At 34.0% G+C, this 23,676-nt stretch carries 19 protein-coding genes and 1 tRNA gene; 7 read left to right on the forward strand and 13 right to left on the reverse strand.

Annotation, left to right across the window (positions count from 1 at the left end; genetic code table 11):
• Nucleotides 1–9 precede the first annotated feature (9 nt).
• Nucleotides 10–396, reverse strand: a complete 387-nt coding sequence (locus tag N2259_00280) for a hypothetical protein (GenBank protein MCX7778679.1) — start codon at nt 394–396, stop codon at nt 10–12.
• Nucleotides 397–628: 232 nt separating this feature from the next.
• On the opposite strand from N2259_00280, the gene rpmA reads away from it, so the two are divergent.
• Together rpmA and miaA are read left to right on the forward strand one after the other, a co-directional pair.
• Nucleotides 629–901, forward strand: coding sequence for a 50S ribosomal protein L27 (gene rpmA / locus N2259_00285; GenBank protein MCX7778680.1), 273 nt, complete (start codon nt 629–631; stop codon nt 899–901).
• Nucleotides 902–1,046: 145 nt separating this feature from the next.
• On the forward strand, nt 1,047–1,994 hold the full coding sequence (miaA, locus tag N2259_00290; protein MCX7778681.1) for a tRNA (adenosine(37)-N6)-dimethylallyltransferase MiaA: 948 nt from the start codon (nt 1,047–1,049) through the stop codon (nt 1,992–1,994).
• On the opposite strand, the gene N2259_00295 is transcribed toward miaA, so the two are convergent.
• From N2259_00295 to N2259_00330, 8 genes are all read right to left on the reverse strand, one after another.
• Nucleotides 1,991–2,458 carry a flavodoxin family protein gene (locus tag N2259_00295; GenBank protein ID MCX7778682.1) on the reverse strand — a complete coding sequence of 156 codons (468 nt, stop codon included), beginning with the start codon at nt 2,456–2,458 and terminating at the stop codon, nt 1,991–1,993. The two genes, miaA and N2259_00295, sit on opposite strands and share 4 nt — an antisense overlap.
• Nucleotides 2,459–2,480: 22 nt before the next feature.
• Nucleotides 2,481–3,971 (reverse strand): DUF4070 domain-containing protein, encoded by a 1,491-nt coding sequence (locus N2259_00300; GenBank protein MCX7778683.1) that lies wholly within the window; start codon nt 3,969–3,971, stop codon nt 2,481–2,483.
• A complete protein-coding gene (locus N2259_00305) occupies nt 3,968–4,513 on the reverse strand; it encodes a hypothetical protein (GenBank protein ID MCX7778684.1) in 546 nt (181 codons plus the stop codon). Before N2259_00305 ends, N2259_00300 begins: the two co-directional genes overlap by 4 nt.
• Nucleotides 4,514–4,577: 64 nt before the next feature.
• Entirely contained in the window at nt 4,578–5,150 is a 573-nt protein-coding gene (locus N2259_00310; GenBank protein ID MCX7778685.1) for a CDP-alcohol phosphatidyltransferase family protein, read from the reverse strand.
• Between the two features lie 10 nt (nt 5,151–5,160).
• Nucleotides 5,161–6,408: an ABC transporter permease gene (locus N2259_00315; GenBank protein ID MCX7778686.1), complete on the reverse strand. Its 1,248-nt coding sequence runs from the start codon at nt 6,406–6,408 to the stop codon at nt 5,161–5,163.
• Nucleotides 6,409–6,452: 44 nt separating this feature from the next.
• A complete protein-coding gene (locus tag N2259_00320) occupies nt 6,453–7,163 on the reverse strand; it encodes an ABC transporter ATP-binding protein (GenBank protein ID MCX7778687.1) in 711 nt (236 codons plus the stop codon).
• A 9-nt stretch (nt 7,164–7,172) separates the two neighbouring features.
• A complete protein-coding gene (locus N2259_00325) occupies nt 7,173–8,804 on the reverse strand; it encodes an efflux RND transporter periplasmic adaptor subunit (protein ID MCX7778688.1) in 1,632 nt (543 codons plus the stop codon).
• 334 nt (nt 8,805–9,138) lie between these two features.
• Entirely contained in the window at nt 9,139–10,119 is a 981-nt protein-coding gene (locus tag N2259_00330; GenBank protein ID MCX7778689.1) for an L-threonylcarbamoyladenylate synthase, read from the reverse strand.
• A gap of 52 nt (nt 10,120–10,171) precedes the next feature.
• Between N2259_00330 and amrS the strand changes: the two genes are divergently transcribed.
• The 5 genes from amrS (at nt 10,172) to priA (ending at nt 18,824) form a co-directional block, all read left to right on the forward strand.
• The gene (gene amrS, locus N2259_00335) at nt 10,172–11,185 is read left to right on the forward strand and encodes an AmmeMemoRadiSam system radical SAM enzyme (protein MCX7778690.1); all 1,014 of its coding nucleotides are present in this window, start codon (nt 10,172–10,174) and stop codon (nt 11,183–11,185) included.
• Between the two features lie 135 nt (nt 11,186–11,320).
• Nucleotides 11,321–13,927: an ATP-dependent chaperone ClpB gene (gene clpB, locus N2259_00340; GenBank protein MCX7778691.1), complete on the forward strand. Its 2,607-nt coding sequence runs from the start codon at nt 11,321–11,323 to the stop codon at nt 13,925–13,927.
• A 696-nt stretch (nt 13,928–14,623) separates the two neighbouring features.
• Nucleotides 14,624–15,979 (forward strand): hypothetical protein, encoded by a 1,356-nt coding sequence (locus N2259_00345; protein ID MCX7778692.1) that lies wholly within the window; start codon nt 14,624–14,626, stop codon nt 15,977–15,979.
• Between the two features lie 100 nt (nt 15,980–16,079).
• Nucleotides 16,080–16,865: an MEMO1 family protein gene (locus N2259_00350; protein ID MCX7778693.1), complete on the forward strand. Its 786-nt coding sequence runs from the start codon at nt 16,080–16,082 to the stop codon at nt 16,863–16,865.
• Nucleotides 16,866–16,901: 36 nt separating this feature from the next.
• Entirely contained in the window at nt 16,902–18,824 is a 1,923-nt protein-coding gene (priA, locus tag N2259_00355) for a primosomal protein N' (GenBank protein MCX7778694.1), read from the forward strand.
• Nucleotides 18,825–18,903: 79 nt separating this feature from the next.
• Here the strand turns inward: priA and N2259_00360 are convergent, their stop codons facing one another.
• The 4 genes from N2259_00360 to N2259_00375 all read right to left on the reverse strand — a co-directional run bounded on the left by N2259_00360 (nt 18,904) and on the right by N2259_00375 (nt 23,665).
• Nucleotides 18,904–19,620 carry a glycosyltransferase family 2 protein gene (locus tag N2259_00360; protein ID MCX7778695.1) on the reverse strand — a complete coding sequence of 239 codons (717 nt, stop codon included), beginning with the start codon at nt 19,618–19,620 and terminating at the stop codon, nt 18,904–18,906.
• A gap of 181 nt (nt 19,621–19,801) precedes the next feature.
• Nucleotides 19,802–19,872, reverse strand: a tRNA-Gln gene (locus N2259_00365).
• 83 nt (nt 19,873–19,955) lie between these two features.
• A complete protein-coding gene (gene dnaX, locus N2259_00370) occupies nt 19,956–21,068 on the reverse strand; it encodes a DNA polymerase III subunit gamma/tau (GenBank protein MCX7778696.1) in 1,113 nt (370 codons plus the stop codon).
• A 29-nt stretch (nt 21,069–21,097) separates the two neighbouring features.
• Nucleotides 21,098–23,665 carry a type IV secretion system DNA-binding domain-containing protein gene (locus N2259_00375; GenBank protein ID MCX7778697.1) on the reverse strand — a complete coding sequence of 856 codons (2,568 nt, stop codon included), beginning with the start codon at nt 23,663–23,665 and terminating at the stop codon, nt 21,098–21,100.
• Nucleotides 23,666–23,676 lie beyond the last annotated feature (11 nt).

A 23,676-nucleotide genomic window follows, 5' to 3' on the forward strand; every position in this document is an offset into this window, starting at 1 on the left:
AAAGATTTTTTAGAGAGTTAAGATTAAAATGGTAGCTGCTAGCACAGAAAGATTAACTAAAAAAGAGGCAAGTCCAAAAAAATAACCCAGCAACTTTTCGCCTCTTTGGAAAAGAAAATTGGTTAAAATAAAATTTAAAAATAAAATGACTAAACCAACCAATGGCATTTCGAAAAGATATTTTTTTGGCCCGATGCGATCTAGCCCAACGCCTGGAATGACTGAGTAATGAAGAATTGTTATCTCTGACAAATTTTTAGTTTTCAGAAAAATAAAAAACCAAAGAAAAAGATTAATCGTTAGGCTAATAATAAAAATATAGACAACTACTTTTTCTTGCCAAAAAGAGATTTTTTTGATTTCTTTGATGGCTTTTAAAATGGGCGTCTCTTCCATAGATTTATATTTTAATCTCCTTGACAAAAAAGTCAAATTTGATAACTTAAAATAATTATGGCACCCCGCACTAAATCTCGAAGATAGTCTATTTTTTAACAATAAATATCCCGCGGGACACCGCCTAACGGCTTTGTCATTAGTGACCACTTGGCCTATTTTAAGGTTAGTGCTGGATGCTCATAATTTTAGATAAATTTATTTCGTTTTCAACTCATAAATTTATAAAATTATGGCACATAAAAAAGCAGGTTCATCAACGGCTTTAGGCCGAGACTCAATCGCCAAAAGATTAGGCGTTAAATTATTTGCTGGCGAAAGGGCAAAGCCGGGCTCCATTATCATTCGTCAAAGAGGGACAGCATTTCGGGCCGGAAAAAACGTCAAACGAGGCAAGGATGATACCTTATACGCTGTCAAGGCAGGTCGGGTAAAATTTACTTGGCGCAAAATTCCAGGCTTTACTGGTAAATTAAAATGGGTAAAGTTTGTCGAGGTAGAATAATTTAGATAAAATTTTCAATTTACTAATTTTCAATCAAATTCTAATAATTCAATTTTAGAAATACTTGAAGATTTATTGAAAATTGGTAATTAAAAATTGATAATTTTTATAATTGAAAGATTCAAGTTTTGAATTTATTTTTATTATGAATAAATTAATTGTCATCTTAGGCCCAACCGCTTCTGGAAAAACGGAATTAGCCATTAAATTGGCTAAATTTTTTAATGGCGAAATTATCTCAGCTGATTCAAGGCAAATTTATCGTGAAATGGATATTGGTACGAACAAAATTAAAGATTCAAGACTCAAGATTCAAAATGAAAATTTAAAATGCAAAATTAGTAAAATTGAAAAACCAGTTTTTTATAAAGGAGTTCCGCATTATCTTATCGATGTTGCCAATCCGGATGAGGAATTTACCGTCGCTCAATTTAAAAAAAGAGCCATTAAAATTATCAAAAACATCCAAAAAAGAGGCAAAACTCCTTTTTTGGTTGGTGGCACTGGCCTCTACATCCAGTCAATCGTTGATAATTTAGTCATCCCAAGAGTCAAGCCAGATAAAGTCTTAAGAAATAAGTTGAGTACTAAAAGCAATGAGTGGTTGTTTAAAAAACTTAAAAAAATTGATCCTTTAACAGCTAACGAGATTGATCGAAAGAACAAGAGAAGATTAATTAGAGCTTTAGAGGTCTGTTTGAAAACAAAAAAAAGATTTTCTGAATTACGAAAAAGGGGGAAACCGTTGTTTGATATTTTACAAATTGGTTTAAAAATTTCCCGGCCAATTCTTTATCAAAGAATCAATCAAAGAGTTGAGAAAATGATAAGAGACGGTTTAGTTGATGAGGTGAAAAAACTTTACAAAAAATATTCGCCATCCCTCCCCTCGCTCAGTGGTATTGGTTATCAAGAAATCATTGCCTATTTACAAGGAAAAATAAGCCTTCCGGCGGCTGTTGAGGAAATTAAAAAAAATACACGACACTTTGCCAAGCGACAGATGACTTGGTTTCGTCGTGATCCAAGAATTGTTTGGTTAAAAGACTATCAAGAAATTAAAAAAAGGATTGCCTATTTTTTAAAAAATTAAAAATTAATTTTGACAAGATCTTGAACAAAGTTTTTAGCTTTTTCTAAATCTTTTTCATTGGGCCTGCCTTTATTTAAACCACCAATTATTTTTAATAAACCAAAAGTATCAAAACCTGGACAGTTGAATTGACCAATAACTTTGAAACCTTTAGCTTCTAAAATTTTTCTAAAATTTCTAGTAAAAAAATTATAAAAAATAGATTCGGGACGACCGCTGGTGGAAAAAATAAAGGCTTTTTTATTTTGGACGGGTGGCAAATTTTTCACAAATTCAATAAGTCGATGGTGATATTGACCAAAATAAATACCGGAGCCGAAACCAATTAAATCATAGTTTAGAACTTCTGCTGGTTGAATCTCTGGTGGCTTCACTAATTTCGCCTTTAAAAAATGAGCCATAACCTGAGCAACCTTCTCGGTATTTTGATGATGAAAAGAAAGATAAATAATTAAAGATTTTATCATTGTCTCAGGGTTTACTAAATTATTCTGAACAAATCTTTTCTGAAATTTTCCGAAAATGAAAACCGTAAATAGATAAGGTAATGGCTAAAGGAAAAAGTTTTGGCCGTCTAAATAATGTCCAGAAAAAAATTTTCCAGTAATGCCATCGTTCTTGGCCAATGATACCCAGTAACCAAATAGATTTTAAAAATGCTTTAAATTTTGATAATTGAAAACGAATCTTTTTTTTCTGAAGCGGTCGATAATTTCTTAAAAAAGTTTTAAGTCGCTGATAATAATTGTCTGGTGAATAAATGGTCTTCAAAATTTTCTGATAGCCCCGACGAAGTGTTTCTTTCCCCATTTTTGGCACAAAATTAATTGAAGTATTACTACCAAAGGTATTTTTTATCAATCGACCCTGTTCTTTTAGCCTCTGATAAAGCCTGGTTTTAGGAAAAGCATTTAAAATACCAACCATGGCTGTGACAATGCCACTTTTCTGAATAAAGTCAATTTGTCTTTTAAAAATTGAGGGTTGATCATGATCAAAACCAACAATGAAACCACCCTGAACCTGAAGTCCGGCCCGATGCATCTTTTCTACAGAAGAGATTAAATCACGATTTATATTTTGAAATTTGCCACACTCTTTTAAAGAATTTTCATCTGGTGTTTCAATACCAACAAAAACTGTATCAAATCCAGCTTTGACCATTAGATTCATTAATTCATCGTCATCAGCCAAAGTAATAGGTGCTTCGGTATTAAAAGAAAAGGGGTAATTTTTTTTCTCCAACCATTCAATTATGGCTGGTAAAATTTCTTCTTTGAGTTTTGTTTTATGACCAATAAAATTGTCATCAACAAAAAATATCTTTTCTCGCCATCCCAATTGATACAATTTTTCTAATTCATTTAAAACCTGTTCTTTTGTTTTTGTCCGTGGAACTCGACCATTTAAAACAATGATGTCGCAAAATTCACAATTAAAAGGACAGCCTCGTGAATATTGAAGACACATTGAAGAATAATCTTTCAGGTTAATTAATTCAAAAAGAGGAACTGGCGACTTGGTCAAATCAGGAAATTCAGAAGAAGTATAAATTTTTTTGAGCGATCCATTTTTAAAATCTTCTAAAAATTGCTTCAAGGTTATTTCTGCTTCATTCAGAATAAAATGATCGATTTCATCTTTAAACTCCTCAACGCCAAAACCGGTTGTAAATAAAGGACCGCCGGCAACAATTTTCGTAGAGAATTTTTTACATCTTCTGACAATTTTCTTAACGGATTTTTTTTGAATAATCATGGCGCTGATAAAGACAAAATCAGCCCATTTTAAGTCTTCATCTTTTAATTTATTCACATTTAAATCAACGAGTCTTTTTTCCCATTCTTTTGGTAAAAGAGCGGCAACTGTTAATAATCCGAGTGGCGGAAAGGGAGCTTTTTTATTAATAAAGGGTAGGGCATATTTAAAACTCCAGAAAGTCGCCGGAAATTTTGGATAAAGAAGTAGAATTTTCATAACTTAAATTTAACAAAGTTTTTCTTTTCAGAAAAGACCCGGTCAAAAACCAAAGAAAAAATTAGACTAAAAAGTGGCGTAAAAATGATAACTGAAAATAATTGATTTTTTAAAAATGGAAGACCGACTAGATAACATTGAATTAAACCTTGAAAATTCATTGGATACATATTAAAAGTTAACCACCAACCAAAATTTGTCCAAAGATAAAAAAAGAGCACGGAAATAATGCCACCACCAGTAATTTTAAAAAAATAATACTTTGAGTTTCTTTGGAAAAGAAGACCAAAAAAACCGATGAAAATAAAAGCTGACCAAGTAAAAAGATAAACAGAAACATTACCAAAATAGAGATCAGAAAAAAAGATAATCAAAAGAGGAATAATGGCTGTATAAAGACCTCCTAAAAAAGAACCAGTTAAAAGAGATAAAGAAGTAATGGCTTCAAAATTTGGTAAATTGATGATTCTATTCAAGAAAATTCGAGAAATTACCCCTAGGATAATTATTAGGATGGCTAATAAAATTTTTCTTTTGTTCATAAATTTTATCTCTTAAAGAAATAGGTTTGACTTCTATTATATCACCACATAAATAATTGAGCCATCATTGCTTTGTGCCAGTTAAAATCTGTTTTCTGTTAACGATGTCATAAAAATGAGCCAAAAGACTTAAAAAGGCAGAACAGAGAGAGATAAAAAGTAACAAAATAATTAACGGTCTAATGGCTTCAATGCCAGCAATCAAACCAGTGAGGGCTAAACTTTGGAGTGTCATTTTTATTTTTCCCCAACTGTTTGCTTTTGTGGAAATGCCAAATTTTATTTTAATTGGTCGGCCAAGGACAAGCAATGATTCCAAAATAGTGGTTATGGCAATCAACCAAAGAGGGAGATGTTTTAAACCATAGAGCCAAAGGATACTAAGAATTAATAATTTATCAGCTAAAGGATCAAGCCATTCTCCTTCTTTTGTTTTTTGGGCCCGAACTCTGGCCAGCACTCCATCGAAAGTATCAAGAAGGGCTGTCAAAATGAAAAGAATCATGGCTATTATATTTTGTCTAACGAAAAGTAAAATAATAATCGGTCCAATCATTAAAATCCGCAAAAGAGAAAGATGGTTTGGTTTAACCCAGGAAGGTATAATTTTAATAAAAGAATAGATAAAACCGTCCATAAATTATAAATTATTCATATCTTAAGGCTTCGATTGGATCCAGTAAAGAAGCACGCCGCGCTGGATAAATACCAAAAACAAAACCAACTACAGCCGCGACAGTAAAACCAATACCAACGGCGAGAAAGGAAATATGAAAACCCCAGTGGAGACCTAAAACTTTACCTAAGATAAAGCCGGCTAAAAAAGAGAAAAGAATGCCAAGAAAAATACCAATCAAACCACCGATGATGGTTAAAATGATGGCTTCTAAAAGAAATTGGTAAAGAATATCTGAATTTCTTGCGCCGACAGCCTTGCGCAGACCGATTTCTTTTGTCCTTTCTGTCACTGAAACCAGCATGATGTTCATAATACCAATACCACCGACCAACAGAGCAATAGCTGCTACACTTGATAGAAAAAGAGTGAAAATTCTGGTGACTTGACTTAGAATATTAGCCGCCTCCTTTTGGCTGGTGACTTTAAAATCGTCTTTAGATAAATCACCTTCCGGATTATAAATCTGATGGTTCCGACGTAGTATTTGACGAAGACTTTCAGCCGCTTCTTCAATTTTCTTTTCATTAGAAACCCGCGCAACAATATTTCTCAGATGATCAGTGCCTAACAAAAATTTTTGTGCCGCGCCAACCGGAAGATAAACATACTCATCTATATTCAAAAACATCTGACTACCCCTTTCTTCTAAAACACCAATGACACGAAAATTAGTTCTTTTAATTCTGACATTTTTCCCAATTGGATCTTCTTCGCCAAATAAATCTTCTTTAACTTTGAAGCCTAAAATTATTTCTCTTTCAGCTGACCTAACATTTCCAGAAAAATTTCTGCCCAAAATAATTTTTCCACTCATAATGTCAAAAAAATCAGCCGTTGTCCCATAATAAGTAATTTTTTTATTTTGATTGCCGTAAATGATCCTTTCGACCCCTAAAACCAAAGGAGCAGCTTTTTCCACATAGGGGTTTTTCAAAATATCTTCTAAGTCTCGAATTTTCAATGTTTTAGTGGTAAATTCTTCAATCATTGATTGACGTGCATCTTTAAGACTCGGACTACCCGGTTCAATAAAGAGATTGTTTGAGCCCATAGAAGCAATTTCTCCTAAGATTAATTCTTGCGCCCCACTACCAATCGAGACCATCATAATAACAGCAGCAATACCAATAACAATACCTAAAATTGTTAAGATGGAACGACTTTTATTGCTTTTTAAACTTTTGAGTGATGTCTTTAATATGTCAAGTAGTTTCATCTTTTTGCAATTTTTTACTATTTCACAAATGAAAATTTGACGATTTATTTTATAAAGCCATCCTTTGCAAAATGTCTCTTCTTTACCAATTCATCATTAACCACTCTCCCGTCTTTCATCTCAACAATTCTTTTCGCTGCCTCGGCGGTATAGGTTTCGTGAGTGACCATAACAATCGTATGACCCTTTTCATTTAGTTCTTGTAAAAGAGCTATAATCTGTTGGCCCGATTTCGAATCTAGGTTGCCAGTTGGTTCATCGGCAAAAATGACCGAAGGATTATTCACCAAGGCCCGAGCAATAGCTACCCTTTGTTGTTCGCCTCCGGAAAGTTGGTTAGGAAAATAATTTATCCTTCCTTTTAGACCAACTGCTTCAAGTGATTCTTTTGCTCTTTGATCTATTTTTTGTTGAGAAAAATGAGTATAAATCAGTGGCAATTTTACATTTTCTAAGACAGTCAAGCGAGGCAAGAGATTAAAAGATTGAAAAATAAATCCTACCTCTCTATTTCTAATTTTGGCTAACTCATCGTCAGAAAAATCGTTAATAGATCGACCTTTAAATTTATAAAGACCGCTTGTTGGTCGGTCTAAAAATCCCATAATGTGCATTAGGGTTGATTTACCACAACCTGATGGCCCTTTGATGGCAACAAATTCACCCTTCTCTATTTTCAACGAAATACCATCAAGAGCTACAGTCTTTACTTCACCCTGACCATAAATTTTTTTTAAATCTTTAACTTCAATCATTTTGATTGATTATTTTTTAAGAAAGGTAACAATTGTCTCGCCCCCCTCTAGACCAGAAATAATTTCAACTTCGCCTTTGTTGTTGACAAGACCTGTTTGAACTTCAACCTCTTTTATCTTTTTATCTTTAAAAACTTTTACAAATTTCTTGCCATTTTTTTGTCTTACAGCTATTTCTGGCACAAGAAGAATATTCTCTTTTTTAGCAGTAACAATTTCCACGTTGACAGTCATACCAACCTTGATTCTTTCATCTTGATGATCAAAGGCAACGGTGGCTTTATAATAGACCACACCTTGAATGACTGTCTCGGCAGGATCAATTTTAACGACTCGACCAGTAAAAAATTCATCAGGCAGAGCGTCTAAACTAATTTTTGCTGGTTGACCGACTTTAATTTTACTAATATCTGTTTCAGAAATATCAAGTTCTATTTCAAAATTGCCCAATGAATTTATGGTGATTGGTATTTGATTGGCCAAAACTGTCTCCCCAACCTCAACATTTAAATCGGTAATCAAGCCATTAATTGGCGCGACAAGAATTGTCTTTCGAATTTTATCTTGAATAATGGCTAAACTCGCCTCTTGCTGGCGAATTTGCGCCTCTTGATAGCGAATATCTTCTGGTTTTGGTCCAGATTTTTTAATCGCCAATTGATCTCGGGCCTTAGCTAAACTCGCCCGAGCACTATCTAATGAAGCTTGAGCATTATTGATATTAATCTGGTTAATAATTTTTTGACTATTAATCGCTTGTTGTTTGGCTAAAAGATTGGCAATGGCTGTATTAATATTGGCCCGAGCCGTATTCAGATAACCTTTGTAATTGCTCAAAGTCGTCGCAGAAAGACCGACGGCGCTGTTGACAGCCTCGGTGAGAGGATTGAAAAGGTCTCTAATGACTATCAAATGATTTTGTGCCTTAAGTAAGGCCTCGTCTAGCTCGCTCTCAGTAAAGGAAAGACGATTAATCTCGTTTTTAAATTCTTGAAGATGATAGCCAGCAATTGCCCTTTGCCATTCAGAATCAAATTCGGCTTGCTGATTGGTGGTAAGAAAGGTAAGTTGTGGATTAGTGGTTAAGTCATTAGAAAATAAATCATCAATCTGTCTATTCAGAGCATCTTCTGCTTTAGTATAAGCGTCTTGAAGAAGATTCTCAATTGTATTATAGATATTAGTCAAATCATTTTCGGCTTTAATTTTAACGTCAATGAGATTTTTTTCTGCATTCTCAACGCTTTTTTCAGCGCTCCTTACCTCTGTTTCCGCTAATTGAATTTCTTCTTGGCTAGCACCAGTTTTCAGTAAATCAAGTCTAGCTTTAGCAGCTTCAAGAGCAGCTTTTTGCTGAAGAAGTTGAATTTGTAAATCTAAGTCATCTAATTTAATTAAAGTTTGTCCTAATTTGACTTGATCACCAACTTTAACGAGAATGTTTTTAACTCGACCATTTGTCTCAAATTGAAGATCAATTTTTTGACTTGGTCTTACTGTCCCCGTCGCCGAAACTACTTGCTCAATCTCACCTCTTTTAACTATCACTAATTCATAAGAAATCTTTTTAGGTTTAAAAATTAAAAAACCAATCAAAACCAGAGAGATGAGAGTAAAAAGAATCAAAATTGTTTTTTTCATAAATTTTGACTTAAATTAACGATTTTCTAATTTTAACAAAAAAAGAAAACCTGCCAAGTCTACTAACTAAGCAGTTCTCCTATCTGAAAGTAATTATTTTCGACTATTGGACAGCGGATAAGGCATCAACTAATCCCCAGCCATAATAGAAATGGTTAAAACCAGCAGGACCTAGATCCCAAGCTATATTTTGCAGTCTGACTTGAATTTCGTCAGGCTCGCAGCGACTAATTGTCCCTACCAACAATAAGCCTCTAGCTGATTTCTAATTTTGAAATGACTAAACGTCTTTTGTTTTCCTTATCGTGTCTTATAATTAAAAGTTAAAATTAGATCAATTTTTATTCTCTTCAGAACTTGCCTTCTTTAATCTTTCCATAATGGCTCTACCCACTCCTTTCTCTGGCACTGCTTCAGCAAAAATCACTTCTGCTTCCGATTCATCTAATTGATGAAGAGCGTCAAAAAAATTACTCGCTGCTTCTTTTAAATCGCCCTTTGGCGATAAAATTTTAAAAGCGGTAAATCTATTTTTGTTCTTTACCTGACAAAAGGCTAAGAAACTAATTTTCTTTTTTAATTTATTTTTAAAAATTTCTTCCTCGTTTTTGACAATTTTTAATGGCTTAAAGGGTGAATAATGAGTAGGAAGATTACCAGGCGCTAAAATTTTTTTTTGTTTTTTTAAAATTTCCACTGGACCAATAACCTTTTTAATTTCCTCAATGGGTAAACTACCTAATCTTAAAATTTTTGGTTTTCGATCAATAAAAAGAATTGTTGATTCTAAGCCATAAGCTGTTTTCCCGCCGTCTAAAATTATTTTAATCCTTTTACCAATTTGTTTTTGAACATGCTCGGCTTTAGTTGGACTTAATTTACCAAATAAATTAGCACTTGGAGCAGCAATAGGTGCGCCAAGTTCTTGGATTAAAGAAAGAGAAACCAGGTTGGCTGGCATTCTTACCGCCACTGTCTCTAAACCAGCTGTGACTAAATAAGGCACCTTTCTCTTTTTGGGCAAAATAAGTGTCAATGGTCCGGGCCAGAATTTAGCCATTAATTTAAAAATGAATAGCTGATTAATTTTAGCTACTTCTTCTAATTGCCTCAAATTAGCAATATGAACAATCAGTGGATCAAAAAGGGGTCTTTTTTTCACTTCAAAAATTGTTGCCACTGCCCTTCTGTCATAAACATTAGCCCCCAAACCGTAAACTGTTTCTGTCGGGAAAGCCACAACCTCACCCCTTTTCAATAAGCGAGCTGCTTTTTTGACATTTTGGCCAGAAAAACCATTAAGAATTTTAGCCATAGATTGTTTTTTAACTTTTATATTATACAAAAAAATGGTATAATGAAAAGAGATGAAAGAAGCATTATTATATGAAAAATTAGCCAATAAAGTTGTCCGTTGTCAGGCTTGTGCTCATCGATGTTTTATTGCGGAAAAAAAACGAGGTTTTTGTGGCGTCAGAGAAAATCAAGGCGGTAAACTTTACTCCCTAGTTTATGGTAAAGTTATTGCCTGCCATATTGATCCCATTGAAAAAAAACCCTTTTTTCATTGGTTACCTGGTAGTTATTCTTTATCAATCGCTACTGTTGGTTGCAATTTTCGCTGTCTTCATTGTCAAAATGCGGATATTTCTCAAATGCCTCGTGATGCTGATGGTCAAATCTTAGGCGAGGTAATGTCACCCCAAGAAATCGTTGATTTGGCCAGGAAAAATAATTTACCAAGCATCTCTTATACTTATACCGAGCCGACAGTCTTTCTTGAATTTGCCCTCGAAACAATGAAGTTAGCAAAAAAAGAAAATTTGAAAAATAACTGGGTGACTAATGGTTATTTAAGTGAAAAAACTTTAAGATTAATTAGCCCATATTTAGATGCTGCTAATGTTGACTTAAAATTTTTTTCTGATGACTTATATCAAAAAATTTGTGGCGCCACATTACAGCCCGTCTTAGACTCTTTAAAATTAATGAAAAGAAAAAAAATTTGGCTTGAGGTAACCACTTTAGTTATTCCTGGTTATACTAATCAAGACAATCAATTTGAAAAAATGGCTACATTCATTAAAAACGAATTAGGCCCAGAGACACCATGGCACATCTCTCGTTTTTATCCAGCTTACAAAACGATAAATCTTTCGCCGACGCCGCCAGAAATGATTTATCAGGCCTACGAAATTGGCAAAAAAATTGGTCTAAAATATGTCTATGTTGGTAATCTACCTGGCGATGAAAAGGAAAATACTTATTGTCCAAAATGTGGTCAATTAAATATCAAAAGAATTGCTTATGAAATTGAAAGATTTGATCAAGAAGGTAAATGTCGACGATGTCAAGAGAATTTAAATTTAATTTTAAAATAACAGTTGTGGATAACTTAAATTAGCAGTCTTGACTGAAGAGTGCTAATAATATATAATAAAATAAATAAAAATTAAATTAGAAATCGAAAAATCTTTTATTTATTTTCTTTAATCTTTAATTTTGACAAAGTGCTTATGGATAACTTTACTTTAAAAGCCCAGGAAGCCATTCAACAAGCCCATACCATTGCTATGGAAAAGGAACAACAACAAGTTGATTCTCCTCATCTTTTTTTGGCTTTACTTTCTCAAGAAGAGGGTGTAGTGGTGGCTGTTTTAAAAAAAATGGGACTGCCAATTGAAAAATTAAAAGCCAGAACTGAAAGTGCTATTGCCTTACTGCCGCGAGTTATCGGATTTGGTGGAGTGGCCGAAATTTACATCTCACCAATTTTGAAAAAAATAATTTTTCAGGCAACTCGCGAAGCCAACCAACTAAAGGATGAATATGTTAGCACCGAACATCTGCTTTTAGCCCTAGCCTCTGTCCCTTCTATTGTTAAAGACCTTTTGATTGAATTTGGGGCTAACTATGATTCGATTCTGAAAACGTTAGCTGAGGTTCGTGGTACAGAACGAGTGACTGAACCAGAGCCAGAATCAAAATATCAGGCTTTGGAAAAGTATACGACAAATCTAACTGAGCTGGCACGCCAGAAAAAAATTGATCCGATTATTGGTCGCGACGAAGAAATCCGTCGTCTAATGCAGGTTCTTTCCCGACGAACAAAAAATAATCCAGTTTTAATTGGTGAGGCCGGTGTCGGTAAAACTGCCATTGCTGAAGGTTTAGCCCAAAGAATTGTTGCCGGTGAGGTTCCTGAGTCATTAAAAGATAAAGAAATTATTAGCTTAGACTTGGGTGGTTTAATTGCTGGCACTAAATATCGCGGCGAATTTGAAAATCGTTTGAAAGCCGTTTTAAGAGAAATAAAAAGAGCGGCCAATTATATTTTGTTCATTGATGAATTGCATACTTTAGTTGGTGCCGGAGCGGCTGAAGGTGCCGTTGATGCTTCAAATATGTTAAAACCGGCTTTAGCCAAAGGTGAGCTTCGTTGTATTGGCGCTACGACTTTCAAAGAATATCAACGTTATATTGAACGCGATCCAGCCCTAGAGCGACGCTTTCAACCAGTCTATGTTGATGAACCAACGATTGAGGAAGCAATTGCTATTTTGCGCGGTATTAAGGAAAAATATGAAGTTCATCACGGGGTAAAAATTTCTGATGAAGCTATTATTGCTGCTGTTAAACTTTCGGCTCGCTATATCACAGAAAGATTTTTACCTGATAAAGCTATTGATTTGATGGATGAAGCTTGTTCTTATTTGAGACTGGAAATTGAATCTGAACCAGAAGAATTAGATCGCTTAAAAAGGAAAATCAAACAGTTAGAAATAGAATTAGTTGCTTTAGAAAAGGATAAAAAAGCCCAAACAAAAATTAGCAGTTTGAAAAAAGAAATAGCGAAATTGAAAGAAAAAAGTCAAGCTTTTGAATTGCGCTGGCAATATGAAAAAGAAATTATTACCGCTATAAAAAAAGCTAAAGGAGAAATCGATCGGTTAAAACAAGAGTTAGAAATCGCTGAAAGAGAAGCCAATTTGGAAAAAGTAGCGGAAATCAAATACGGTAGAATTCCCACTTTAGAAAAAGAAATTAAAGATCAAGAAAAGAAATTAGCCAAAATTCAAGCCAAACAACGACTACTCAAAGAGGAGGTTAATACTGAAGACATTGCAAAAATTGTTGCTCGTTGGACGGGCGTGCCAGTCGAAAAAATGTTGGAAGAAGAAACAGAAAAATTAGCCAAAATGGAAGCAGAAATTCATAAGCGTTTAATTAATCAAGAAGAGGCTGTCAAAGCCGTAGCTGATGCTATCAGGCGTTCACGAGCTGGCGTGGCAGAAGAAAATCGACCGATTGGTTCATTTATGTTTCTTGGCCCTTCTGGTGTCGGTAAAACAGAATTGGCCCGCTCGCTAGCCGATTTCTTATTTAACGATGAAAATGCTTTAATCCGTCTTGATATGAGCGAGTATATGGAAAAACATGAGGTAGCAAAAATCATTGGCTCGCCGCCCGGTTACGTTGGTTACGAAGAGGGCGGACAACTGACAGAAAAAATTCGTCATCGACCATATTCAGTTTTACTTTTTGATGAAATTGAAAAGGCCCATCCTGACGTTTTCAATCTTTTATTACAGATCCTTGATGAAGGCCGTTTAACTGATGCCAAAGGCCGAACCGTTAATTTCAAAAATACCATTATTATTATGACCTCTAATCTTGGCTCAGAGACGATTCAAGATTTTGCCAAAAAATGTGCTCTTGGTTTTGTTTCTGATCGAGAAAAACTAGATACGGAAGAAAAAGTCAAAGAAAAAATTCAAGAGGCTCTTAAAGAGAGATTTCGACCTGAGTTTCTAAATCGGTTAGATGAGATTATTATCTTTCATGCTTTAAACAAAGAGCAAATAGAAAAAATTGTTGATTTGCAATTAAATTTAGTCAAAAAAAGATTAGAAGAGAAAAACATCAAAATTGAGGTTAGTCCAGAAGCAAAAAAGATGATTGCCGAACGCGGCTTTGACCCAATTTTCGGCGCCCGACCATTAAAAAGAGTTATTCAAAAAGAAATTTTAGATAAACTAGCCTTAGAAATTGTCAGGGGAAAAATTAAAGATGGAGATAAGGTAAAGGTAGTGGTAGAAAAAGATAAAATTGTGATTAAATAAATTTCAAATTTCAAACAAAAAATTCAATTCAAAAAAGCGAATAATGTTTAATAATTTCCAGGCTAACAACCTCAAAATCAACCGTCTTATTTTTTATAACGATCGTTATGAATTATAAGACGATTGGTTGGTAGTTTTTTTTCGGTTGAACCAGTAAGATTTAATCATTCAAAAATCAAAAGTATCAGATGTAGAATTTCATTGCTTAAACGAGATAACTTTGAAAAATTCAACATTCTTTTTTCAGATTTTAAAAAACCCCTTTAGTCTCGCACAAACCAAAGGGGTTTTTGGACTTTTAGCTAGCGGTGTTCACGGTGTTTGCGCCGTTTCGCTTGTGTTTGGCGTCGTCGAAGTTCTACCCGGATGGCTCATTTTAATAATTAATAATTGGCCGTTGAATTGTACTCGAATAGTCTTGAACAGTGTGGGCAGACCAAATAAATAAACCAATTACGTGCTTTTCGGTCGGAGTAACCCGAAGTAATAATTTTATATCTTTTAGTTGCCCCTCCACAATAGGGGCATTTGATTTTATTTTCTTTCATTTTCGTTTTCTTCATTTTCTTTTCTTTCATTTTTTCTCACCTCTCTTTCTATGAGATTTTAATTATTTTACTCCTTGCTCTTACTCTATCACCTCTTCTTCTTGTCAAGGGGAGAAGTTTTTGCTAAAATCTTAATAAATATTTAAATATGCGAAAAGTTTTAATTATTTTTGTCATTTGTCACTTATCATTTGTCATTAATTTGCCTGCTTTAGCAGCAAATTTCAATCCAGATTATCTGATTTCTGATAAAGAACTGACGCATCACAAAGCCATGACACTGGAAGAAATTGATCTTTTTTTAAAAAAATTCAATGGGGCCTTGGCTAATTATTATACTCAAGATATTGACGGTCGAGTAAGATCAGCCAGTGAAATTATTTTTAAAGCGGCTCAGCGATATAAAATCAACCCTCAAGTTCTAATTACTCTTTTACAAAAAGAACAAACGCTGCTGACGAAAAAGGCTTCTAAACCAACCCAATATGACTGGGCAATGGGGTTTGCCTGTTATGATGGTCGGGCACCGATTGAATTATTTCGTGGATTTGCCCGTCAGGTTGATCGGGCGGCTTGGCGGCTAAGATATTTTTTAGAACATCCCTGGCAATTTGTTTTTCGACCAGGTCAGATTTACAAAATCTCTGGTCTTTTTGTTATTCCCCAAAATTTAGCCACCGCTGCTTTATACAATTACACCCCTCACGTTTTTGGCAATCAACTTTTCTGGCGAATCTGGCGTCAGTGGTTTGGTCAAGAATTGGGGCCAATTGAAAATAATACTTTAGTTAAATTAAAAAATGAACCAGGTATCTGGTTGATTCAAAATGGCAAACGTCGGCCATTTTATTCAAAAAATGTTTTTTTAGCCAATTTCTCATTGAAAAACGTAAGAATCATTCCAGAGAAAGAGCTTTTGAAGTATGAAATTGGTGAACCAATGGATTTTCCTAATTATTCTCTTTTAGAAAACGAAAAGGGAGAAAGATATTTAAAAGTTGATAACGAAGTCAGATTTGTCCCTGACAATATTTTCCGAGAAATTGGTTTTAATCCAGAGGAAGTGATAAAAATTTCTGATAGAGAATTAAAAAGATATAAATTAGGCAAACCCGTCCTTTCCCCTTATCCAACAGGTGTCCTACTTCAAGATTCGAGTTCTGGCGCAGTCTATTTTGTCAAAGATGAATTTAAGTATCCAATTTTTACTAAAGAAATTCTACTCGCTAATTTCCCTTATGATCGAATTATTAAGGTAAAACCTGAAAGATTGGCTGAATTCATCTTAGGTGAACCGGTAAAATTTAGAGACGGTAGTTTACTCAAAACAGCCACCAGTGATATTGTCTATCTGATTTCCGAGGGTAAAAGGAGGCCAATTGCCTCACCGGCTGTTTTTGCTGAATTTGGCTATCAATGGGAAAGTGTCATCACTGTCCGAGAGGAGATTTTAAATTTACATCCTTTGGGCGAACCAGTGGAAATGGTTGATGGAATACAATAGAACGAAAACCTTAAGCACCAAAGTTCAAACAAATACCAGTATCCAGTGACCAAAATTCTCAATGTTTTGAATCTAGTAGAATAATTAAAAATTTAATCTTATGTCTCTAGTTTTTTCTTCAATTTGTCCTCATCCACCAATTATTATCCCAACGATTGGGCAAGAAAATCTGTCAGCAGTTAAAAAAACAATTAAAGGATTAGAAAAATTAGAAAAAGATTTTTCACGAGTCAAGCCAGAAACAGTTATTGTTATCTCGCCTCACGGAGTCATTTACGCTGATAGTTTTTCTCTGAATTTTTCTGAAAATTACTCTGGTAATTTTCAATCATTTGGTGATTTTACTACTAATTTAAACTTTAATCCCGATTTAGAATTTCTTCATCATCTCAAAGAAAAAATTGAAGAAAAATTACCGGTTGTTTTAGTCAGTGAAAAAAATCTTGATCATGGTTCTCTGGTTCCTCTTTATTATTTAACTAAAAATCACCAGCCAAAGATTATCCCCATTGGCTACTCATTTTTAGATTTTGAAACTCATTTAGAATTGGGTAAAATTTTAAAAGAAGAAATTTCTGCCTCGCGAAAGAAAATTGGTGTCATTGCTTCAGGTGATCTTTCTCACCGAGTCACACCAGAAGCACCAGCTGGTTATTCACCAAAGGGTGGGATTTTTGATAAGAGGTTAATCACTCTCTTGAAAAATAAAAATTTAAAAGGAATTTTAGAAATGGATAAAAATTTAATTGAAGAGGCTGGCGAATGTGGATTAAGATCCTTTTTAATCCTTTTGGGCATTTTAGAAAAAATAAACTATAAGCCAGAAGTTTATTCTTATGAAGCACCTTTTGGTGTGGGCTATTTAGTCATGAATTTCCGATTGTGAAAATTTCGATGGTCAAAATCAATGAATTTTTGAAGTATGATTGCTAAAATCATTCCCTTCACTCGGCTACCATATTTTGTCGTCTCTCATCAGGAAAAAAGAGAAGTTTCTTTTTTTGATTACCAAGTACCAAAAGAACTAGAAGAAAAAATTAGACTTGATCAAATCGTAAAAATATATTTTCGTAACAAAAAAATTAATGGTTTAGTCGTTGGTCTAAAAAAAACATCGAAAGAAAAAAAGCTAAAACCAGTTGAGGGAATTGTTTTTGAGGAGAGTCTAATAACGAAAGATCAGTTAAAACTTTTCAAATGGCTTTCTTCTTTTTATTTTGCCTCACTCCCGACTATTCTTAAAACCTCTCTTCCTCAGCCAGTAAAGAGGTCAACCATTGATCATAATCATTGCATTCTGCAGAGAGAGAGTTTAAAAATCTCTAAGAAATTCTTACCTGAACTCAAAAGAATAATTAATATCTTTATTACTTCAAAAAGAAAAAAATTTTACCTTCTCTGGAATGAGCCATTTAAAAAACTGGCTTTTTATTATGCGGTGATAAAAAAAACGATAACTAAAAAGCAGAAAGTTTTAATTTTACTGCCAGAGATTGATCAAATTAATTTTTTTTTAAAGTATTTAGGTCAACTAACGAATAGAATTTCTATTTTACATTCTCAACTAAAAAAGTCCGAGATTTGGCAAAATTGGCAAAAAATTATCCGTCAAGAAGTAGATTTAGTCATTGGTACAAGAATGGCAATTTTTGCGCCAATAAGTAATTTGGGCTTAATTATTCTTGAAGATGAAGAAAATGATTTACATCGTTCTAAACAATTTCCTTATTATGATACTCGCCTCATTGCATGGAAACTAACGAAATTGAATAAAATAAAGTTAATTTTTTCTTCGCCAGCGCCGCGCGTTGAAACTTATTGGCAAACATTTATCCAGGGTAAGTTTTTTCCTTTAGACTTGAGAGATATTAGAAAAACAAAAATGAAGTTAGTTGATATGGTTGAAGAAATGAGGAAGGGAAATTTTTCACCCTTGAGCGATGATTTAAAGGACAGAGTCATCAAGACTATAAAAAATAATCGGCGAGTTATTATCTATTTAAAAAGAAAAGGATTTACTACTTTTAATTTTTGTCAGGATTGTGGGTATCTTTTTTCATGCCCGCGTTGCGATTTACCTTTGACCGCCCATAAAAAAAATAAAATTTACTATCTTCTTTGCCACCATTGTGGCTATGAAGAAGAATTACCTTTAAAATGTCCAGGTTGTCAGGGCGTGGAAATAAAAATGAAGGGTTTGGCTATACAGAAAATTGAAGAAATTTTGTCTTCAATTGGACAAGTTAAAAGTATAGATATGGGCACTAAAGATAGGACACTCAATAAAGAAATTATTATTACTACCCTTCCGTTTTGGCGAGACTTCGAAAGCAAGTGGATGGAAAATATTGGTCTAGTTGGTTTAATCAATACTGATACTCTACTCAACCAGCCCGATTTCCGCTCTTCGGAAAAAGTTTTTCAAGAATTAGTCGGTATAATTAACTGGATAAATTATTTTAAAATTCCTTTCATCATTCAAACTTGGTCAAAGAATAACCCGGCCATTGAAAATGCTTGTCTATCAGATTTTAAAAATTTTTATCAACAGGAATTAGAAGTAAGAAAAGAGTTTTTATACCCACCGTTTCAAAGGTTTTTTAGATTAACCCTTCAAGAAGAAAGGTGGCAAAAATTAAAAAGAGTTTCAGAAGACTTCGAAAAAAATTTTGCTAAAATAAAAAATCAAAATATCAAAATTTTCTCTTACTCTATTCCTCCTCGCCGAAAAAAAACTTTTGAAAAAAGTTATCTTATCAAAATAAAAAATCTCCATCCTCTTTCACCCTTACCAAACGAAATAAAAAAAATTCTTCCTCAAAATTCCTTTTTAGAACCACACTAAATTTGTCAAAATAGACACAACGGCGTTCACAATAAATTTTTGACCATATCTTCCACTCATTCATTGCAGAAGATATTTGTTATAGAAGAGAGTGCTTTTTTTTAATTATCTTGAGTCCTTCTTCGTAATTTTTAATAGCTTTTGGTTTCAAAATTTTAAATGGAAAAATGTGCCATGGTAGACGATAAAGAAAAGAAGGCAGCCAGGAGCTTAAACCAATTTTCCTTGGTTTAACAGTAAATAAAATTTCTGGAATTCTTATCCCTCGATAACCTTTTTCTAACATCGTTAGCCATAAATCCCAATCTTGAAATTTGGTTAAAGATTCATCAAAGCCGGGAAAATGTTCGCGTCGAATTAGAGACATCATCGAAATATATGGCATTTTTTTTAATCTTTCAGAATCAAAATCAAAACTGGGAAAAACTTTCCAGCCAAATTTAAAGGAAGAGTAGGCATAACTTGCTTCTGGATGCTCTTTTAAAATTTTTACCATTTTCTCTAAACAATCGTTTTTTAACTCAACATCGGCATCGCAGAAAAATAAAAAATCGCCTTTTGCTTCTTGGAAACCGCGATTGCGAGCGCTATTGGCCCCCTTTCTTTCTTGATTAATAATTTTAATTCTTCCTGGCCACCTTTTTTCTGTTTTTTCTAATTTTTTTTTCGTATCATCAGTTGAACCATCATTGACAATAATCACTTCAAAATTCTGATAAGTTTGATAGAAAATAGTTTCCAGTGTATTTAAAATAGTATTACCGTGTTGATAGGTTGGGATGATAACAGAAATCATTTTACCCTCTGGCTATTTAATTATCTTTAAATTTTCACTAATTAAACGACGACACCCCTCCTCTTCTAAAGTTTTGATGCAAAATTTCCTGACGAATTTTTAAATTCTACGCTCGGGCGGAAACGGAGAAAAAGCAAGATGGCGGAGTGAAAAATGGAAAATATAAAATATACTAATTAAGCTGCGGGGCTTGGATTCGAACCAAGATTAACGGGTCCAGAGCCCGCTGTCCTACCGTTAGACGACCCCGCAAGCAGCATAAAATCCTAAATCCGAAACAATATTTAAATATTTAAATCCAAAATTAAAGCTGGTAACCGGTAAAACTCTTTTAATTAGTTTACTACACCAGCTGAACCCAAAGAACATATCTTAATAGTGGCTAATTCAAGAGGTAGTTGAGGAATCTCGGCGTATTCTAAAGAAACTTTTACCTTGATTAATTCTTCAATCATTTTAACTAAATAGTTAATCGACGTTTCTTTGGCCAAAACTAAAATTTTTTCTTCTATCTTCTCATCTAAAGAAAATGAATATTTTTCAGGATTAAAACCGATTTTTATCAAAAGCATTTTCCTTAAAAATTCAATCAGGTCTAAATTAAATTGTTTTAAATCAATCCCCTCTTCTAATAATTGATTAATTAAGTCAATGGCTCGGTGAAGATCTTTTTTAAATAAATATTCAGCGAGTTGGCTGACTTTTTCTAAATCGGAACGAGGTAGAATAATTTCTGCCTCTGCGGAAGTGATTTCTTTATCACCTAAAGAGAGAACTTGGGCTAATAAACTTTCGGCATCACGAACAAATCCCTGCGATTGACGAGCGATATTTTTCAAAACTTTTTCTTCAACTTTAACTCCTTCAAGTTTAACGATTTTCTTTAATCTTTCGAGAATTTCTGGCAAAGACACTTTGCTAAAATTAAATTTCTGGCATCGCGAGACAATAGTAAAAGGCATTTTATGAATTTCGGTCGTCACTAAAATAAAAACAACATAGGACGGTGGCTCTTCTAAGGTTTTTAGTAAAGCATTAAAGGCGTCGGGTGTAATTTGATGGGACTCATCAATAATAAAAATTTTATATTTACCAACAGCTGGAGGAAAACGAACGCTTTCTCTTAATTCTTTGATTTCGTTAATACCTCGATTAGAAGCAGCATCGATTTCAATAAAATCTAATGATTTCCCGGCTATAATCTCCTGACAGGAAAAACATTGATTACAAGGCTCACTTTGTCCCTCTTTTCTATTTTGACAATTGATGGCTTTAGCAAAAATTCGGCCAAGAGTCGTTTTACCAATACCCCGTGGCCCATAAAACAAATAGGCGTGAGAAATTTTTCCCATTTTAATTTCATTTTCTAAAGTTTTTTTGACATGTTCTTGACCAATGACTTCGGAAAAAGTTTGTGGTCGATATTTTCGATATAAAGCGAGAGCCATAATAAAAAAACATGATTAATTGACATTGATTATAAATTTTTCTCTAAACCAATATCCTGTCTGGCTGGTACGCCGAGTTGAGAGCGTTCTAGAATTTCTTTTTCAACAATAGCCTTTGGTCGACCATATTTCAAACGAGAAATTTGACGAATAGCTTCGGCAATTTTTCGATCACCGACCTTTGGTGGTAAGGTGACCATATTAAAAGGTCGAGTGGGTTGATTATTCACTAAAAGCTTGACATAGGCATTAAATTTTTCCACATTAATCAAATCATATTCATTAAAGACTGGTTTATATTCTTTAGCTAAAATTTCCGCATCCTCAATACCAATTTTAAAAGTAATCATCGTGCCAACCGTGCCTAAAACTGCATCGCGAATCCTTGCCTCGCCGCCACCGCCGCCAACTACCGAAGAAGAAACTAACAGTTGTCCTAAATACTGATGAGCCATAGTAAGATTTAATCGGTATTTTCTTGCCTCTGATAAAATGGTGGCAATGGAATCAGTAATAAAGTTCTGAAACTCGTCAATATATAAATAAAAATCTTTTCTCTCAGCTTCGGGTAAGTCAGCTCGTGCCATAGCCGCCATTTGTAATTTTGAAACGATAACTAAACCTAAAAGATTGGCGTTAACTTCACCGATTTTTCCTTTTGAAAGATTGACTAATAAAATTTTTTGTTTATCCATCACTTCGCGAAAATCAATACCTGAATGAGCTTGGCCAATAATGTTTCTCATCATTTCATTCTCGACAAAGCGACCAACCTTAGAAATCAAATAACCTAACATTTCTGATTTATGAAACTCGGTCGTTCTAGCCATTTCTTTTTCCCAAAAAGCGCGAACAATCGGATCTTTTAATTTGGCTGTCCAGGCTTTAGCATAATCGGGATCAGAAAACATTCTGGGGATTTCAGCAATTGTGCCTGGATTTTCTCGATCGGCCATTAAAGTTAACATTACGTTTCTCATATTATGTTCAAACATTGGACCAATAATTTCTGGCGGAAAGAGTTTATAAAAAATGGCAATCATTTCTTGAACAGCAAAGTCTTTCTGTTCTTCGGTTTTTGCTTCTAACATATTTAAACCGATTGGTCTTTCCGTATCTGAAGCATCAAAAAGAATGACATCTTCAACCCTTTCTCGAGGAACCGAACCTAAGATATCTTCAATTAAATCACCGTGTGGATCAATTACTCCAACACCTTCGCCATTGCAAATATCTTGTTTGACCATATTAGAAATCAAAACAGTTTTGCCGGTACCAGTTTTACCGATAATATAAACGTGACGACGGCGATCATCTCTTTTTATTCTAATCAAAGTTTCTTTACCACGATAGATATTTTTACCTAAAATAATTCCTTCTTTTGGCACTTCAACTGGCGCTGGGGCCTTTCGTGCGATCAGCCAACGAATGTTGGGTGTCTCAGTCGTCGGCAAAGGAAAATGGAAAATACTCGTTAATTCTTCAGTATTTAAAATAAAAGACCTTTTTTCGTCAATATTTCGATAAATAAAATCCTGACAAATTGTTTCTGGTCGCGAGACAAAATGAGGTTGAAAGCCATTACCATATTCATAAATAGTATACTGATGAAATGAATTAGTAATCGTTTCTAGATAACGTTGAGCCTGTTCTTTTGTCTTCGCTGAAACAATAATTCTAATGTTAATATCGAGACCGGCTTTTGAATTTTTGTTTTCAATACTTTTAACAATTTCTTGATCCATCGGCGAAAGTTGTTTTGGTTTTTCTTCTATTTCCTTCTCTTTCTTTTTTTCCTTTGGCAAAGCATAAGTTGTAAAATCAGCCATAAATTTGACTAATGGATTGGCGCCGGCCGCTCTCATCGCTTGTTTTAAATTTTTTCCCTGCTGCATTTCTCGAGCGACCTTGGCGGGAAAACGATGCCATTCTTTTTTTGCCGAACGAGCTATAATTTGAATAGCAGCCGAATCACCTTCTTCTATTTTAGTTAGAGAATTGGTGATGGCATTTAAGGGATCAACATTTAAGTTAAGATAGGTTTTAATTGGCAAAATGTGAGATTTTTTTAAAGTTAAAAAACTAGCTAAAATGACACTCTTGGGCGAAAAAAGATTATAATCTTCAACCTCTTCAATTTGGGCACTGGGAAATTGAGCATGAATTTGTTGCTCAGTATAATTAGCAAGATAGCGTGGCACGACCATATAAAAAGAAATGAGACCTTCTTTATCTCTGACAATTTCAAGTGAGAAATGGTCATGTCGGCCAAAGAAAAAGGTTTTCAATGACCTGTCGACTGGGAGACCACCTAAATTATCTAAAAAGGTTTCAGCCGGGCTCAAATAGTCTTTAATTTCTTTTTTTTCTTTTTCTTCTTCGAGTGATTCTTTGGGTAGAGTAATTAAAAAAACAACCTTATTAAAAATTTGTTGATAAAAACCAATTTTTCTGAAAATTATTCTTAAGCAACTGATGAAAAGAATGAGAGACAGTAAAATGATGCCAAAATAAATTAAAAATTTTCCCAATAAGAGCAGGTTGGCGGCTTGAGAAATTTCTGGAAGGTCTGTTTGAAGTGTTGGCAACGATCTCATAGTCTTTGGTT

This window comes from Patescibacteria group bacterium, from assembly GCA_026417895.1.
GTDB lineage: Bacteria > Patescibacteriota > Patescibacteriia > UBA2591 > CALHIP01 > CALHIP01.

Coding starts and splice junctions, on each gene's coding strand:
- N2259_00280 (MCX7778679.1), bottom strand. CDS start 396: ATGGAAGAGACGCCCATTTTAAAAGCCATCAAAGAAATCAAAAAAATC.
- rpmA (MCX7778680.1), top strand. CDS start 629: ATGGCACATAAAAAAGCAGGTTCATCAACGGCTTTAGGCCGAGACTCA.
- miaA (MCX7778681.1), top strand. CDS start 1,047: ATGAATAAATTAATTGTCATCTTAGGCCCAACCGCTTCTGGAAAAACG.
- N2259_00300 (MCX7778683.1), bottom strand. CDS start 3,971: ATGAAAATTCTACTTCTTTATCCAAAATTTCCGGCGACTTTCTGGAGT.
- N2259_00305 (MCX7778684.1), bottom strand. CDS start 4,513: ATGAACAAAAGAAAAATTTTATTAGCCATCCTAATAATTATCCTAGGG.
- N2259_00310 (MCX7778685.1), bottom strand. CDS start 5,150: ATGGACGGTTTTATCTATTCTTTTATTAAAATTATACCTTCCTGGGTT.
- N2259_00315 (MCX7778686.1), bottom strand. CDS start 6,408: ATGAAACTACTTGACATATTAAAGACATCACTCAAAAGTTTAAAAAGC.
- N2259_00320 (MCX7778687.1), bottom strand. CDS start 7,163: ATGATTGAAGTTAAAGATTTAAAAAAAATTTATGGTCAGGGTGAAGTA.
- N2259_00325 (MCX7778688.1), bottom strand. CDS start 8,804: ATGAAAAAAACAATTTTGATTCTTTTTACTCTCATCTCTCTGGTTTTG.
- N2259_00330 (MCX7778689.1), bottom strand. CDS start 10,119: ATGGCTAAAATTCTTAATGGTTTTTCTGGCCAAAATGTCAAAAAAGCA.
- amrS (MCX7778690.1), top strand. CDS start 10,172: ATGAAAGAAGCATTATTATATGAAAAATTAGCCAATAAAGTTGTCCGT.
- clpB (MCX7778691.1), top strand. CDS start 11,321: ATGGATAACTTTACTTTAAAAGCCCAGGAAGCCATTCAACAAGCCCAT.
- N2259_00345 (MCX7778692.1), top strand. CDS start 14,624: ATGCGAAAAGTTTTAATTATTTTTGTCATTTGTCACTTATCATTTGTC.
- N2259_00350 (MCX7778693.1), top strand. CDS start 16,080: ATGTCTCTAGTTTTTTCTTCAATTTGTCCTCATCCACCAATTATTATC.
- priA (MCX7778694.1), top strand. CDS start 16,902: ATGATTGCTAAAATCATTCCCTTCACTCGGCTACCATATTTTGTCGTC.
- N2259_00360 (MCX7778695.1), bottom strand. CDS start 19,620: ATGATTTCTGTTATCATCCCAACCTATCAACACGGTAATACTATTTTA.
- dnaX (MCX7778696.1), bottom strand. CDS start 21,068: ATGGCTCTCGCTTTATATCGAAAATATCGACCACAAACTTTTTCCGAA.
- N2259_00375 (MCX7778697.1), bottom strand. CDS start 23,665: ATGAGATCGTTGCCAACACTTCAAACAGACCTTCCAGAAATTTCTCAA.